This window comes from uncultured Negativibacillus sp. (assembly GCF_944388365.1).
Classification (GTDB): domain Bacteria; phylum Bacillota; class Clostridia; order Oscillospirales; family Ruminococcaceae; genus Negativibacillus.
Window position 1 is genome coordinate 19,305 of sequence record NZ_CALXIN010000017.1, and the last position, 15,583, is coordinate 34,887.

Annotated in this window: 11 protein-coding genes; 4 read left to right on the plus strand and 7 right to left on the minus strand. The window is 51.2% G+C overall.

All coding sequences use genetic code 11. The features are described 5' to 3' along the window. Positions 1–407: 407 nt before the first annotated feature. The 5 genes from Q0L39_RS04280 to Q0L39_RS04300 all read right to left on the minus strand — a co-directional run bounded on the left by Q0L39_RS04280 (position 408) and on the right by Q0L39_RS04300 (position 7,286). The gene (locus tag Q0L39_RS04280; protein WP_296627096.1) at positions 408–1,283 is read right to left on the minus strand and encodes a response regulator; all 876 of its coding nucleotides are present in this window, start codon (positions 1,281–1,283) and stop codon (positions 408–410) included. Next, complete coding sequence (locus tag Q0L39_RS04285; RefSeq protein WP_296627097.1) at positions 1,280–2,578, minus strand: ATP-binding protein; 1,299 nt, start codon at positions 2,576–2,578, stop codon at positions 1,280–1,282. Before Q0L39_RS04285 ends, Q0L39_RS04280 begins: the two co-directional genes overlap by 4 nt. Before the next feature lie 206 nt (positions 2,579–2,784). Continuing rightward, positions 2,785–3,702, minus strand: a complete 918-nt coding sequence (locus Q0L39_RS04290; RefSeq protein WP_296627098.1) for a DUF4397 domain-containing protein — start codon at positions 3,700–3,702, stop codon at positions 2,785–2,787. A 79-nt stretch (positions 3,703–3,781) separates the two neighbouring features. Then, a complete protein-coding gene (gene abc-f / locus Q0L39_RS04295) occupies positions 3,782–5,287 on the minus strand; it encodes a ribosomal protection-like ABC-F family protein (RefSeq protein WP_296627099.1) in 1,506 nt (501 codons plus the stop codon). Positions 5,288–5,630: 343 nt separating this feature from the next. Continuing rightward, positions 5,631–7,286: a putative manganese-dependent inorganic diphosphatase gene (locus Q0L39_RS04300; protein ID WP_296627100.1), complete on the minus strand. Its 1,656-nt coding sequence runs from the start codon at positions 7,284–7,286 to the stop codon at positions 5,631–5,633. Between the two features lie 259 nt (positions 7,287–7,545). Between Q0L39_RS04300 and Q0L39_RS04305 the strand changes: the two genes are divergently transcribed. Continuing rightward, positions 7,546–8,382 carry a MerR family transcriptional regulator gene (locus tag Q0L39_RS04305; RefSeq protein WP_296627101.1) on the plus strand — a complete coding sequence of 279 codons (837 nt, stop codon included), beginning with the start codon at positions 7,546–7,548 and terminating at the stop codon, positions 8,380–8,382. A 45-nt stretch (positions 8,383–8,427) separates the two neighbouring features. Here Q0L39_RS04305 and Q0L39_RS04310 read toward each other — a convergent pair whose 3' ends face one another. Both Q0L39_RS04310 and Q0L39_RS04315 read right to left on the minus strand, forming a co-directional pair. Beyond that, on the minus strand, positions 8,428–10,182 hold the full coding sequence (locus Q0L39_RS04310) for an ABC transporter ATP-binding protein (RefSeq protein WP_296627102.1): 1,755 nt from the start codon (positions 10,180–10,182) through the stop codon (positions 8,428–8,430). Continuing rightward, a complete protein-coding gene (locus tag Q0L39_RS04315) occupies positions 10,179–11,921 on the minus strand; it encodes an ABC transporter ATP-binding protein (protein ID WP_296627103.1) in 1,743 nt (580 codons plus the stop codon). The genes Q0L39_RS04310 and Q0L39_RS04315 overlap by 4 nt, the downstream gene beginning before the upstream one ends. 223 nt (positions 11,922–12,144) lie before the next feature. On the opposite strand from Q0L39_RS04315, the gene Q0L39_RS04320 reads away from it, so the two are divergent. From Q0L39_RS04320 to lepA, 3 genes are all read left to right on the plus strand, one after another. Continuing rightward, on the plus strand, positions 12,145–12,975 hold the full coding sequence (locus tag Q0L39_RS04320) for a glycosyltransferase family 8 protein (protein ID WP_296627104.1): 831 nt from the start codon (positions 12,145–12,147) through the stop codon (positions 12,973–12,975). Positions 12,976–13,029: 54 nt separating this feature from the next. Beyond that, positions 13,030–13,326: a hypothetical protein gene (locus tag Q0L39_RS04325; protein WP_296627105.1), complete on the plus strand. Its 297-nt coding sequence runs from the start codon at positions 13,030–13,032 to the stop codon at positions 13,324–13,326. A 203-nt stretch (positions 13,327–13,529) separates the two neighbouring features. After that, entirely contained in the window at positions 13,530–15,350 is a 1,821-nt protein-coding gene (gene lepA, locus Q0L39_RS04330; protein ID WP_296627106.1) for a translation elongation factor 4, read from the plus strand. Positions 15,351–15,583: the final 233 nt, after the last annotated feature.

Consider the following 15,583-nt stretch of genomic DNA (forward strand, 5'->3'; position numbering starts at 1 on the left):
TTTGCAAAAAATTCAAAAATCGCAACTTTGTTAAAGTTGTTTAGCTAAATCTTATAATCATCAGCGGTATGTACAACAAAAAACGCATTTTTCTTGTCTTGAAAAAACACGTGCTTCGTCATATTGCTCAAAAATTATTGATTTTATTATACACTCTAATTTTTACGTTTATCGTTTATTTGCAAAAAACACGTCATTTATTCTTATTTTCCCAGTTTAGATCCCCCTTCCTGCTTTTTTGAAAAAACCGTCTTTGTATCTGAGGTACAAAGCTTCCCCTGTTTTTGGGTTCTTTCTTGTTTTTCACTTATAAGGACTGGTAAAATTGATTGCGATTCTCTCCTTACACAATATAAAAAAAGCACCCTATCCGAATTCATCTTCGGATGGGGTGCCAAATGATTCTCTTAATTTGTACAGTAGAAAATCAACGAATTCAAAAAGTTTTTCAGCGATACCTTGCCATGGCTGTCCGATTTGCCGCGAATATAGTCCATCTCCTTACGGATCTGTTCAAAGCTGTAAATCGAGCCTGCAAAATCATGGAAGGTGTCATTGGAATAGTCCTCAATGCCCATGTTGGCCAGATTGGTCAGGCCTGCATTGACGGCGCGGCGAATGCGCTGCTCCATCGACTTGGCGTTGTTGGGACTAAACTTTGTACAGAGCTGGGAAACGGTAAACTTGCCCGACTCCGGACCCTGTTCAATCATATAGTCCACCAGTGTGATAATATCGGCACTGCCGCTCTCTCCGATGATACCCAGCTTCTGCAAAATCGCCCGCAGCCGCTTGATGTGCGGTTTTTCCTCCTGCGGTTCCGCCGAAGGAGGCATCTGCGGAATGGTCACCGGTGTTCCCTGTGCAGGAGTATCTTTCATAAACAGCGACTGCATCTGGTGGAAGGTGCGCCGCATCTGAATCGAATCAATCACATTGGTAAGTACGCGAACCACTTCCATGCCATTGACCGGCTTTTGAATAAAGAAGGTGACGCCGCACTCATACGCCTGGCTGATCATCTCCTTGCTGCTGACCTGAGAAAGCATGACATAGCTGATGTCAGGATACTGCTCCTTTGCCTTTTTGACAAAGTTGATGCCGTCCATAATCGGCATCAGCAGGTCAACGATGACAATGTCCGGCATTACATAGGGCAGATCCTCCAGCGCATCCATTCCATTGGAGGCAGTGCCGCAGACCTCACCCAGCTTTTTCTGCTGAATAATGATCTTCAGGATATTGCAGACGCTGGCATCATCGTCGATGAGATATATTTTCATTTTACAGCCACCTCCAGATTTTGTTTTGGAATTCTCATGATAAATTCGGTACATCCATTTTCCGAATGGACGTCAATGCTGCCGCCCAACTGTGTTTCCACAATGTCCTTGACCAGGCTCAGGCCCAATCCGCGGCTGACCTGTCCGGTTTCATAGTTAATCTTGGTAGAGAAACCTGGCATAAAAATGGTTGGCAGATATTCGGGGGCAATACCTCCGCAGTTATCGTGAACCGAAAGCAGATAATCTTCTCCTTCCTCCCACTCGGACAGCAGCACTTTGGCTTCGCCCTCTCCCGCTGCCTCTGCGGCATTATTGACCAGGTTGCGCAGCACCGACATCAGGAAATAATGCTTGTCCGTGTAAAAGTTTTTGCTGATAGAAAAATCTATCTGCATATTCTGACCATATTCCCCAAAGACATGCTTTACGCTTTCCTGAATTACCTGATAAATGCTTCTGATCCACATGCCGTTTTCTTCCTGATCGGTGTTGAGTGCAGAAGAAATACCATTCATAATCAGATAATACTCTTTTTTGACCTCATGGATATCCTTTGCCACCGTCAATGCCTTTTGTGCCGCCTGTTTTGCACGGGGATCCTCAATGTTATTCAGCTCATTGTATAATCCATAGGAAATTGCCATCGTCTCTTCAATGCGGGTGGTATTTTTATTCATCCAGATAATCTCGCTTTTCAGCTGAGAAGTCAGCAGCAGCAGCCGGCGATAACGAATCCGGTCATCTTTTTTCAGGATAAACAGTCCATACGCATCAAAGGCTGCCAGAAACATCATTGCCAGTGCTGTTCTGCCCACTGCAACCACCAGCAGCTGGGTGAAAACCGAAACCGAGAATCCATTGGGACCCAGGCGCACAAAGATTTCCGAAATGTTGGAAACCATATCAATCGCTATCAGCGGAAGCAAGCGGACAGGACGGAAATGGGAGATTGGAACCAGTCGGACATAGATGGAGAACAGGCCACCATAGATCAGGTAAAACAGCATTTCCGGCGAATAGGACGCCACTGCCTCCAGAAAACTGCCTCCGTCCAACCACTCAAACACGCTGCGCACCAGCATAATGCCAGGAGCTGTCACCAGCGTTACCGGAAAAGACGGGAAATTTTCAAGCAAAAAGGCAAAGATCGGCAGACAGATAACTGCCAGCGAAATCTTAAACCCATTGATAATCAAATTAAAGTTTAACTGGGCAACAACAATCATAATCGCCGCCGAAATTGCAACCAATGACACCTGCTGCTTCACACGTTCTTTTTCTTCCTGAGGCATTTTTCCCCTCCTCACTTTGTCGAAAAATGTTATATTGATCCATCTTTACTCTTTTAGAGTGACATAAAATGCGCGGTCTGTCAATAAGAAGTGCTGTCAACTCTGTATAATATGTATATTTTACCCAAAACTCTTTGGACTATTTTTATGATAAGAGCAAAGAGGCGGAACAAATCCGCCTCTTTTTTACCAAGTGAAAAAATGTTCTAGTTTTCTGCGACGACTACCTGTACCTCGTCGGTATTTGCCTGACCGATGATGTAGGCCGTATACATCATCCCCTGTCTGACCCGCAGAGAGAAGGAGATGACCGGTTCAAACTCTCCATAACCTGGCAGATAGTTGCGGCTGACCCGATAGTCACTGCTGTCCATCTCGATACCGCTGACACGAGGCTGAACCAGAGGCGGGGTATTCACCACATAAAAGCTGTATCTTCCGCTGCTCAGGCGGCGTGCCATCGTTGTTTCCTTGTAACGGACATCCGAAAACAGCACGCTTCCATCGGTTGACAGCAGATCCAAAGCAGTATCTCCCAGAAGGAAATTGGCCATCCGCAGACAGCCAAATCCATTCATTTGGTTGGAGCAGGCAAGGTCACTGATGCGGCTAAGCTCCAGCGCTCCGGTCGAAGCATTGTTGACCAGCACAAAGGTCAGGACTTCCCCTGCGCCCAACGGCACTGTCTTGCGCAGCAAAACGGTGCGTCCGTTGGAAGCGTTCAGAATGGTCACTGTGCGGAAACCTTCTGCAAAGCAATAGTAGGAAGAAAAATTACCGAAGGCAAGGTTGGTCGCCACGCGCTGACCGCCGATGCTGATGTTGACTGCGCCCGACTGTGCTGCTGCATGGAAGAAGCGAACACGGCAGCAGCGCGAGGATGGATAGCTTGGCTGCTGGGTCTGTGGTGGAATCGGGAGAGGGCTGACCGGAAAGCCCGAACCATCCAGATGCGGAAAGCTGGGCAGTGTCTGCGGCGTATTGGCAAGATCATCGTCCTGATCTGGGAAGCTGGGCAAGGTCTGCGGCGTATCCATGCCACTCCCATCTACATGCGGAAAGCTGGGCAGCGTCTGCGGTGTATCCGCAATACGCTGAGAAAGATTATTTTGCTGGTTTGCCATATGTAATCACCTTCTATCGGAGGATAGGGAAAGTTCCCCTCCTTTTCAGAATATGAAAACTGGCCGTTTTGGTGCTGCATCACGCCTGCTTTCTGCGTGTCACTGTCAGAATACGGGTGGCAACCGTTTGGCAGAAGGCAGCATCGTGCTCCACAAAGAGCATTGCCGCCGATTGCTGCTGCAACAGCTGTTCAATCTGAAGCCGCGAAAAGAGGTCAATGTAGTTGAGCGGCTCATCCCACAGATAGAGGTGCGCCTGCTGGCACAGGCTGCGGGCAATCAACACCTTTTTCTTCTGTCCCTGGCTGTACTGTTCCAGCGGGATTTCAAACTGTCGCCGCTCAAATCCCAGATTTCGCAGGATGGACAAGCAGCGGCTGAGGTCTACCTCCTCTTTTTCCAGATAATCGCTCAGATTGCCGCTGAGTCCTGTGGTATCCTGCGGCACCACCGATATTTTTAGTCCCGAAGCCATCGTCAAGGTCCCCGTATATTCCAGCTGTTCTCCTGCTACCAAACGCAGCAAGCTGGTCTTGCCGCATCCATTGGTTCCTTGCAGGCAGATTTTCTCTCCCTGATATACTTCCAGGCGCAGCGGCTCACAGACTGGCTTGCCGTCATAGCAGACGGCAAGGTCCTGCACCTCCACGAGCTTTCTGGCAAAATGATCGAGCGGTTGTAATTTGAGCGCACCCACATTCTCCACCGACCGCAGCAGCTGCTTCTTTTCCTCAATGGCACCCTGCTGTCTTGCCTCGATCGACTTGGAGCGCTTCATCATCTTGGCGGCTTTATGCCCGATATTGCCGCGGTCACAGGGTCCCTGCCCAATTTTGGTCGCTTCCACACGGTCGGACCACTGTGCAGTTCGGCGCGCCGCTGCTTCCAGACGGTGAATTTCCTTTTTGAGCCGCTCATTCTGTTCCCGCTCAGACTGCACTCGGGTCTGATAATCCTGATACCAGCCCGAGAAATTTCCCTGCCGCAGCTGGATGCCGTCGCGGTCGAGCGAGAGAATGTGGTCGACACAGCCGTCCAAAAAGGTTCGGTCGTGGGAAACCATCAAAAATCCCCGCTGTTTTTGCAGAAATTGAGCCACCGTCCGCCGTCCCTCCAGATCCAAGTGGTTGGTCGGCTCGTCGATCAGCGGGAAAGCGCCCTCCTGCAAAAACAGCGCCGCCAGCTGCAATTTGGTTTTTTCGCCGCCGGACAACAGCGCATAGGGTCGCCACAGGGTGTCTTCGTCCAGCTCGAGCAATCCCAGCTGGCGGCGAAGCTCCCAATCCTGCGCATTCGGACAGAACTGCTGTGCTACTACGAAGGCAGGCTCCCAGCTGTCCTCCACCGGCATCGGAAAGAAGCAGAACGGCGCCTGCGAAACGATGCTTCCCTGATAGTCGGTCAGCCCATATTCTTTGTGCTGGGAGCCGAGCAGCAGGCGCAGCAGCGTCGTCTTGCCCCTGCCATTGCGTCCGGTCAATCCCAGGTGCCAGTCGGTATCCAGATGGGCCGAAAGATGCTGGAACACTGGCTCATAACTTCCCGGGTAATAAAACGTAATATTTGATAACGAAATCATTGACATCTGCGTTCACCTCTGAAAAACTGTCGTTGTTCTCGTCCTGCCGATTTGCAAAGACGCAAAAAAGGTGCAGCGGAAAAATCCACTGCACCTTCTGTTTTTCAGAGCAAAACCGCAGTCGGTCCTCACAGGGCCGGCTGTCTCTCCTATATCGTCAAAAGAATGCAACATCTCTTTTTCCCGCTGCTGGGCAAACGCAACCATAGCCGGAACGCTCTGGTTCCAGCGGTCGAACATTTCCCCATATTCTTACTAGCGAGAAAAATGACGCATTCTTTCACACCTTTCCAAATAAAATGCAAGGGCATTATAACACCCGCGCGCCGTTTTGTCAATCGACTGTGCTCTACTGCTGTAAGGTAGCGATGATCGACGGAACAAACTGTTTCTTTCGGGATACCATGCCAGGCAGCAGCAGTCCATCGTCCGGAATCTGGTCGATGTGGTTGGACTGGCGCAGAATCTCCTCTGCCTGCACGCCACAGCACAGCACGATGCTGCTCTCCTCGATGATGTTGGTCAGCAGGAAAAAGAGCATGGTGGATGGGTCGTGGCTGATCTTCTCCTTCATCAGCTCTTTGAGTGCTGGAATCAGCTGACGCAGACCCGCATCGCTGACCGAGGTGATCTGACCGACGCCGAAGCTGACGCCTGCGGTTGAGAAGGTCTTATAATCCTGATAGAAGATCTCCTCAATCGAACGGGAGGACAGGTCGCTGCCCGCCTCAAACATTTCCTGGGCATAGGTCGGGATGTCGATCTGTGCAATCTGTGCCAATGCCTCTGCCGCCTGTTTGTCCACCTGGGTGCAGGTCGGAGAACGGAACATCAATGTATCGGACAGAATCGCCGAGCAGAGCAGTCCGGCAGTCTGACGGTCGATCTCCACGCCGTTTTCCTGGTAGAGCTGGTAAACGATGGTGGCGGTGCATCCCAACGGCTGATTGCGGAAAAAGACCGGATTGATGCTCTCCAAGCCGCCCAGGCGATGATGGTCGATGATTTCGAGGATGTCCGCGCTCTCTACGCCGTCTACCGCCTGATTCTTCTCGTTGTGGTCGACCAGAATGACCTGTTTTTTCTCGGTAGCCAGGAAGGAACGTTTGGAGATCTGTCCGATATAACGTCTGTGTTCATCCAGAACAGGGAAATAACGGTGGCGTTCCTTCGCCATAACCTCTTTGACATCATCGGTATAGTCGTCCAGCGAGAAGGACAGGATGTGATGTGCGGTCATGAAAAAGTCGATTGGCATGCTCTGGTTAATCAGTCTTGCAACGGTATAGGAGTCATAAGGGCTGGACAGAATGATGCAGCCACGATTTTTTGCACGCTCGATAATCGTTTCGTTTGGCTCTGCATTGGTACACAGAATGATGCAGGACGCACCGATCTCCACCGAGAAAAACTGCGACTCAAAGCGGTTGCCGATCACTACCATGTCATTTTCGGCAACATAATCGACCATCATCTCAGGGGTATTGGCTGCGATGGTGACTCTGCCGCGGTCGAAGGTGCCGCTGGTATCTCCACAGATGACCTTGGCTTCCAGCACCTTGACGATATTTTCGTAAGGGGTCTTTGCCTTGGATACAATGCGGTTATCGTAGACATCCATATCCGAAGCGGCGATATTGGAAATAGTGATCAGTCCCTCTGGGCTGCCGTCCTCGCCGGTGATGCACAGGGTGCTGGCGTCATATTCCTTCATCATGCTGTATGCCTGTTTAATCGAAATCTTTCCGTCCACCGCAGGCACCTGCTTGATCTCCATATCCGATACTCTGGTGCGGACATTCGCCAGAAACTCTGGACTTTCCGCTCCAAAATAGGACAGTGCAAAGGCTGTTTCCTTGCTGATCTCACCCGCACGTTTTGGGGTATAGGGTTTACCGGTTAGCTTTGTTTTCAGATTTGCATAGGCAATCGCCGAGCAGATCGAGTCGGTATCGGGGTTTTTATGCCCGATGACGATGATTTCTTTTTCTTCGTTAGGCTTCAATACAAATTCTCCTCTCTTACAACGCATCTCTCTATTCTGAACAAAGTTTTTCTCATAGTTATCGTCACTATACCATAATTTTGGATTCCGTACAAGGATTTAGTTTGTTAAAGCAAAAACAATCAGGCTTTCCTTGCCAAACTGCAAAAAAGCCGGCAAATTTAGTTTGCGTATTTTTTAAAAAAGCACTTGACTCTGCCATTGTGTCAGCCTTTATACTCTAAGTGAGCTCAAAAACAATGCCTCAGGAGGTAGACAAATGTTTCGTATCGGAGAATTTTCAAAACTGGCAATGGTGAGTGTGCGGATGCTGCGGCATTACGATGAGATTGGCCTGCTGACTCCCGACACGGTCGATCCTTACACCGGATACCGTTATTACAGCGCGTCTCAGCTTGCTGTCATCGGACGAATCCAGCTGTTAAAGGAGATGGGGATTTCTCTATCCCAGATTACCAAGATGCTGGAGCTGCTGGACCAGCCGCAAAAGCTGGAAAGCTTTCTGCAGATGCGGCATCTGGAATTACAGCAGCAGCAACAGCAGCTGTCCTGCCAGCTGTCTCTGGTACAGTCAGCCATAGAACGGCTGAGGAAGGAGCAAACGATGAAACAATTCCACGTCGAAAAGAGAACATTCCCTCGGATGAAGGTTGCTTGCCTGCGAAAGGTGCTGCCGACCTATGCAGATGAACATCAGCTTTGGGCCCAGATGAACCACGCCTTTCAGCTCCTTGATCCTGGAAAAAAGATGTTTGAGAACAAATGTGCCATGGCTGTCTTTTTTGATGAGGGCTTTCGGGAGCAGGATGTCGATGTCGAGATCCGCGTCCAGCTGTCCGACGACTTTGCCATCGACCAGCCGCCAGTCAACGAAGTTTGTTTTGGTATCCTCCCTCCGGTGACTGCCGCTACCGTCATGCTCAACGGCAGCTACGATCAGATCGGTCATGTCTACGAGGAAATTGCACAGTGGGTGGAAGAACATCACTTCCAGATGCAGGGCCCGATGTTTAATATCTATCACGTATCCCCTGCCATGGACCCTAATCCTGACAACTGGGTCACCGAGGTCTGTGTCCCTCTCAAGGCAGAATAGCTTAAGTCCGCAAAAAGAGCGCTCCCAGACGGGAGCGCTCTTTCGTTATTCTTCGGTCTGTACAAACTGGCTGTAATACAGCTGATGATAAAATCCCTGTTTTTGCAGCAGCTCTTTGTGGGTACCCTGTTCGATGATCTGTCCGTCCTTCATCACAAGGATGCAATCGGCCTCTCGGATGGTGGAAAGGCGGTGCGCTACCACAAAGCTGGTATGTCCCTTCATCATCTCGGCAAATGCCTTCTGGATCTTCAGCTCGGTTCGAGTGTCGATATTGGAGGTCGCTTCGTCCAAAATGAGCATCGAAGGCTTGGTGAGCATCGCGCGGGCAATACACAGCAGCTGCTTCTGTCCCTGGGAAATGTTGCCGCCGTCCTCCGACAGGATGGTATCATATCCCTGCGGCAGTCGCTTGATAAAGCTGTGTGCATGCGCTGCTTTGGCTGCTGCGATGATTTCCTCCTCGGTAGCATCCGGCTTTCCATAGGCGATGTTGTCCCGCACTGAGCCCTTGAACATCCAGGTGTCCTGCAACACCATGCCGTACAGAGAACGCAGTGCTCCGCGTCCAATCTGTTTGACCGGCGTGCCATCCACCCGAATCTCACCTTCGTCCACATCATAGAAGCGCATCAGCAGGTTAATCATGGTGGTTTTACCGCAGCCGGTCGGTCCGACCAGTGCAATGCGCTGACCTGGCTTGACAGTCAGGTTAAAATCACGGATAAGCGGATGATTTTTATCGTAGGAAAAGCTGACGTGGTCGATCTCTACATTGCCCTGGCTTTGCTGCGGCTGGGCAGCGTCGGGTGCATCCGGCTGCTCCGCCGGTTCGTCGATCAGCGCAAAGACGCGCTTTGCACTTGCCAATGCTGTTTGCAGCTCGGTGACGACGCCGGAAATCTCGTTAAACGGTTTGGTATACTGGTTTGCATAGGCCAGAAAGCTGGAAAGCGCTCCGACCGAAAAGCTGCCTGCAATGCAGCTTAAAGCGCCAAAGATGGCGACTGCCGCATAGACAACTCCATTGACAAAGCGGGTGCAGGGGTTGGTCAGCGAGGAATAAAACTGCGATTTGACGCCGGCGAGATAGAGCTGGCGATTGATCTCATTAAATTCGTCCTGTGCGCGGTCCTCATAGCAGAATGCTTTGACCACCTTCTGGCTGCCGACCATCTCCTCAATATAACCGCTCAGCTGGCCTCGGATGGCGCTCTGCGCGCGGAACATCTGAAAGCTATGCTTAGCGATAAACGAAGCGACAAACAGCGACAAGGGAGTGATCACAATGACCACCAATCCCACCTTGAAATTGAGCGAAAGCATATAGACCAGGGTGATAAGAATGGTAATGACGCCGGTAAACAGCTGGGAAAAACCTTGCAGCAGTCCATCCGAGATGGAGTCAATATCGTTGATGATGCGGCCGATAATGTCGCCGTGGGAACGGCTGTCGATGAGCGACAGCGGCACTTCCTCCATCTTATTAAAGACAGCGACACGCAAATCCCGCACCGTTTTGTAAGCCACCATGTTAGTACACAAGGTCATCAACCACTGAAACAATGCCGCCAGCAGTGCAACGACCATCAACTTAAGCAAAATAGGAGCAAGCTGACCAAAGTATACCTGCCCTGGTTTTAGAATTTGGTCGATGCCTCGACCGATCAAAACCGGAAGATAGAGGGCAAGCGAAACACTGAGCACAGCGCTGACAAGAGCTGCCGCCAGATAACCACCGTAGGGTTTTGTAAAGGTCAGAATTCGTTTGAAAAGTTCGCTGCGTCTCTCGGTATTCATTCTGCCTTACCTCCTTCCTGTGGCTGTTCGTTCTGGGACCAGTAGATTTCCTGATATTCCTTACAGCTTTGCAGCAGTTGATCGTGGGTTCCGATGCCCACGGCATGTCCATCCTCCAACACAACGATCTGGTCGGCATAGCGCACACTATTGGCGCGTTGGGACACGATCAGGACGGTCATTTCACCGGAAAGAGAAGCAATAGCGCGGCGCAGAGCAGCATCGGTCGCGAAGTCCAGTGCGCTCGCACTGTCGTCGAGAATCAGGATTTCCGGTGAGCCGATCAGTGCGCGGGCAATGGTCAGACGCTGCTTCTGTCCGCCTGACAGATTTTTTCCTCCCTGCAGGATAACACTGTCCAAACCATCCGGCATCCGGCGGACAAACTCCGCCGCCTGCGCAGTTTCCAGCGCTGTCCAAATCTGTTCGTCGGTGGCGTTGGGGTCCCGCCACTGCATGTTTTTGCGCAGCGTACCCGAAAACAGCACTGCCTTCTGCGGCACCATGCCAATTTTACGGCGCAGCTGACCGAGCGGATAGTTCTGCACATCGACGCCGTCGACCTGAATACTGCCGTGGGAAGCCTCATAAAAACGGGGAATCAGATTGATCAGCGTCGATTTTCCGCAGCCGGTGCCGCCGATGATACCGATAGTCTGTCCCTTCCCAATTTCCAGGGAAATATTGCTGAGCGCGTAGTCACTGGCATCGGGATAGACAAAGCTGACCTTATCAAACAAAATCTTCGGGCTGTCCGGCTTCGGTTCCACCGGCGCCATACAGCGGTTGGTGATCGACGGCTGCAGCTCCATCACCTCACTGACACGGTTTGCCGAGGCAGAGGCTTTGGTGAAGATCACCACCAGATTTGCCACAACAATCATCGCCAGCAAAATCTGATTGAGGTAATTGACAAAGGCAATCACCTCTCCCTGGGTCATCTCTCCCATATTCACCTTGATTCCGCCAAACCAGAGGACGGCGGCAATCGCCAGATTGATGATGGTGCTGGTCAGGGGATTGAGCAGCGCAGAGATTTTTCCCACTGCAATCGAGGTGCTCATCTGGTCATTGCTTGCCTCCAGGAAGCGCGCCTTTTCCCGTTTCTGGCGGGAAAAGGCGCGGATGACCCGCACACCGGACAGGTTTTCGCGGGCAATCAGCGACAGGCGGTCAAGTTTGCGCTGGATGATGCGATAAAACGGCACCGACCGGCTCATAATCAGATAGAGCACTAACGCGACCAGAGGGCCTGCCACAAAGAAGATGAGTGCCAATTTCCAGTTGATGAGCAGCGCCATAATGGTAGCGCCGATGACCAAGAACGGTGCACGCACTACCAGACGAATCAGCATGGCTACTGCCAGCTGCAGCTGATTGACATCGTTGGTGATGCGGGTAATCAGTGACGGTGTGCCGATCTGGTCAATCTCTCCGTGCGAAAGGCGGTTGATGTGGGCAAACATCTCGGAGCGCACCACCGTTCCAAAGCCCTGACTTGCCCTGGCAGCGCAATACTGACAAATCAGTGCGCACCCCAGTCCCACCAGTCCCAGCAGAATCATCACTGCGCCCATCCGCAAAACATAGACAGTATCGCGATTAGCGATGCCCACGTCGATGATTCTTGCCATGACCAGCGGAACGATCAGCTCAAAAATGGCCTCGGTCAGTTTAAACGCCGGACCGATCAGCGTTTCCTTCCAGAATTTTTTGAGGTACCTAGTAAACTTTAACATTCTATTCTCATTTCCTCCGTTGTATCTTCTGCACGTATTGTGATATGATTATAGCACATTTTTGACCCTGTAAAAGATATTTTTTCCCCATCCTCAAGAGGAAGTTTGCTGCGGCTGAAAATTTGTCGTTTTTCATCGCTGGATCTGAGGGATGACGGGAAAAATTTCTTAATGCCATAAACCGGAACGATCAGGACGAGAAATTTTAGAGGAGGTAATTTTTATGTCACAGATGTTCCGATACAATGTTCTTGTCACACTGGACCGCAACTATTTAAAGGTGCTGCGCACCATGCTTTATTCTCTGTCTCAGTCGGACAGCACGGGCATTTTCACCGTCTATGTTGCACACAACAGCCTGACCGAGGACGATTTTGCTGCGCTTCAAGCGGTTCTTCCCCGTACGGAACTGATTGATGTTCCCCTTTCTGAGGAGATGTTTCAGGATGCTCCCATCTCCGACCGCTATCCAAAGGAGATGTACTACCGCCTGTTTGCCGCACAGTATCTTCCCCAGGAGCTCGACCGCATTTTGTACCTCGATCCCGACCTTGTTGTCATCAACTCTCTGCGCAGTCTGTACGAGATCGACTTCGGGGACAATCTGTTTGCCGCAGCCTCTCACATTGAAAGCCGGACCTTCAAAAACTTTAACCGGCGACGGCTGCATCTGTCCGAACAGGCCCGCTACATCAATTCCGGTGTCATGATGATGAACCTGTCGCTGCTGCGCACCCAGCAGGACCCGCAGCAGATCTATCAGTTTATCGAGGAGCACAAAAACACACTGCTCCTGCCTGACCAGGACGTTGTCAACGCGCTGTACGCCGATCGCACCATCTTTCTGGATCCGCTGATCTACAATCTGGGCGAAAAATATCTGCGCTTAAAAAACCTGCATCTTCCCAAGGAGGAAAAACTGGGAATCGACTGGGTGCGTCAGCACACTGCCATCATCCATTATTATGGACGCAACAAGCCCTGGAAAGAAGGCTACCACGGAAAACTGGGCGTATTTTACGACTTTTTTACCCGAGAACTGGATAACCTGTAAGCTGTTGTTTCGCTTTCCCTCTCGTGTTATACTGAAACCACAGGAGGTGTGATGATGGAGCAAAAACGAACAGGGCGGATTGCCTGTATGCTTGAGCTTATCGTTGAAACGATTTGCTTTCTCTGCATCAGCTATCTGCTGGGCTGTGCTACCTATTCTTTTTGGAATCACCCGTTGTTTATTTTGTTTTTCTCGGTCAACTGCTGGCTGCTCTCCCGCTATTGGGAGGCACTGCGCCGTCACCTTTCCAAAGGGAAAGCTGCCATTTTGTTTGCACTGGCGCTTGCCGCCTATTTTGGACTGCTGTGTTGGGGCACCCTTCCGCTGTCCACAGTGCCGGTAACATGGTGATACCTGCCGCTCCGATGGAGCGGCTTTTTTTAACCTGGCTGCTGCCTCCTCTTGCCCAAAGTCCACCGTCTATGATACAATTTGAAAAGAACACTGCTCTTTCTTTTGCAGGGCATTTTATGGTACAATAGGTTATTGCACCGGACGTTTTGTCCAATGATATAACGAAACTGATTTTTGATTTGATAGAAAGGTGAGATTTCATGCCAGACCATTCGCAGAAGGATATCAGCCGTATCCGCAATTTCTGCATTATTGCCCATATCGACCACGGCAAGTCGACCCTTGCCGACCGCATCCTGGAAAAAACCCAGGCCATCTCGCTGCGTGAGATGGAGGACCAGCTGCTGGACAACATGGAGCTGGAGCGGGAACGCGGCATCACCATCAAGGCCCGTGCCGTCAAGGTGGAATATACTGCCAAGGATGGCAACACCTATGAATTCAACCTCATCGACACTCCTGGACACGTCGACTTTAACTACGAAGTCTCCCGTTCGCTGGCTGCCTGCGAAGGCGCACTGCTGGTAGTAGACGCCTCCCAGGGCATTGAGGCTCAGACACTTGCCAACACCTATCTGGCTGTCGAGCATGATCTGGAGGTCGTTCCGGTCATCAACAAGGTCGACCTTCCCAGTGCAAACCCTGACGTTGTCTGCCACGAGATTGAGGACATCATCGGCATCCCTGCGCTGGATGCTCCGCGCATCTCGGCAAAGACCGGCTTAAACGTTGAGGACGTGCTCGAACGCATCGTCACCGATATTCCGGCGCCGAGCGGCGACCCTAACGCTCCTCTGCAGGCGCTGATCTTTGACTCGTATTATGACAGCTACAAGGGCGTTATCGTTTACATCCGCGTCATGCAGGGCACCGTCCGCCCAGGTGACGACATTTTGATGATGGCCACCGGCGCACAGTTCCATGTGGTCGAGGTCGGCTACATGGGCGCAACCAATCTGGTTCCAAGCAGCGGACTTGCTGCCGGTGAGGTAGGCTACATCACCGCCAGCATCAAGAGCGTGCGCGACACCGTCGTCGGCGACACCGTCACCCATGCCGATGCTCCTGCCAAGGAACCGCTCGCCGGTTACCGTCAGGTCAACCCGATGGTATTCTGCGGTATCTACCCTGCTGATGGCGCAAAATATCCTGATCTGCGCGATGCGCTGGAAAAATTGCAGCTCAACGATGCTTCCCTCTCGTTTGAACCGGAGACCTCCAAGGCGCTGGGCTTTGGCTTCCGCTGCGGCTTTTTGGGACTGCTGCACATGGAAATTATCCAGGAACGACTGGAACGTGAGTTTAACCTCGACCTGGTAACCACCGCTCCGAGCGTTATCTATAAGTTAAACATGACCGACGGCACCACCATGATGATCGACAACCCGACCAATTATCCTGACCCATCGGACATCGAATCGGCGGAGGAGCCTTATGTTAAGGCCAGCATCTTCTCGCCGTCGTCCTACATCGGCACCATTATGGAGCTGTGTCAGGAGCGCCGCGGCGTCTACAAGGACACCAAGTATCTGGACACCGACCGCGTCGAAATTCACTATGAGCTGCCGCTCAACGAGATTGTCTACGACTTCTTCGATGCGCTCAAATCCCGTACCAAAGGCTATGCTTCCTTTGACTATGAGCTGGCCGGCTACCAGCCATCCAAGCTGATTAAGCTGGACATCATGATCAGCGGCGAGGTGGTCGATGCGCTCTCCTTTATCGTTCATGCTGACCGTGCCTATTCCCGTGCGCGCAAGATGGCGGAAAAACTCAAGGAGAACATCCCGCGTCAGATGTTTGAGGTGCCGATTCAGGCGGCTGTCGGCGGCAAGATTATTGCCCGTGAAACGGTCAAGGCATTCCGCAAGGACGTTCTTGCCAAGTGCTACGGCGGTGACATCACCCGAAAGAAGAAACTGTTGGAAAAACAGAAGGAAGGCAAAAAGAGAATGCGTCAGCTGGGTTCTGTGGAAGTTCCACAGGAAGCCTTCATGGCAGTTCTCAAGCTGGACGAATAGCGGGTTGAACCCGCGAACTGTTCGCGTTGTTGGTTAAGCACAAATCGGAGAGCTCTACTCTCGCGCAGACAGCTTATCTTTGATTCTTTTGGTTGGAATAAAGATAAAATCTTTTATTGACCACATTTCTTAGGACTCGTTTCCGAATATCTTTTTATAATCAAAACCACCCGTTGAACGGGTGGTTTGAACAGGCCCTATAAGGGCCCATCTCTTGTGGTTGCCCCCTTAAG

Coding starts and splice junctions, on each gene's coding strand:
- Q0L39_RS04310 (WP_296627102.1), bottom strand. CDS start 10,182: ATGAATACCGAGAGACGCAGCGAACTTTTCAAACGAATTCTGACCTTT.
- Q0L39_RS04305 (WP_296627101.1), top strand. CDS start 7,546: ATGTTTCGTATCGGAGAATTTTCAAAACTGGCAATGGTGAGTGTGCGG.
- Q0L39_RS04280 (WP_296627096.1), bottom strand. CDS start 1,283: ATGAAAATATATCTCATCGACGATGATGCCAGCGTCTGCAATATCCTG.
- Q0L39_RS04285 (WP_296627097.1), bottom strand. CDS start 2,578: ATGCCTCAGGAAGAAAAAGAACGTGTGAAGCAGCAGGTGTCATTGGTT.
- abc-f (WP_296627099.1), bottom strand. CDS start 5,287: ATGTCAATGATTTCGTTATCAAATATTACGTTTTATTACCCGGGAAGT.
- Q0L39_RS04290 (WP_296627098.1), bottom strand. CDS start 3,702: ATGGCAAACCAGCAAAATAATCTTTCTCAGCGTATTGCGGATACACCG.
- Q0L39_RS04325 (WP_296627105.1), top strand. CDS start 13,030: ATGGAGCAAAAACGAACAGGGCGGATTGCCTGTATGCTTGAGCTTATC.
- Q0L39_RS04320 (WP_296627104.1), top strand. CDS start 12,145: ATGTCACAGATGTTCCGATACAATGTTCTTGTCACACTGGACCGCAAC.
- Q0L39_RS04315 (WP_296627103.1), bottom strand. CDS start 11,921: ATGTTAAAGTTTACTAGGTACCTCAAAAAATTCTGGAAGGAAACGCTG.
- lepA (WP_296627106.1), top strand. CDS start 13,530: ATGCCAGACCATTCGCAGAAGGATATCAGCCGTATCCGCAATTTCTGC.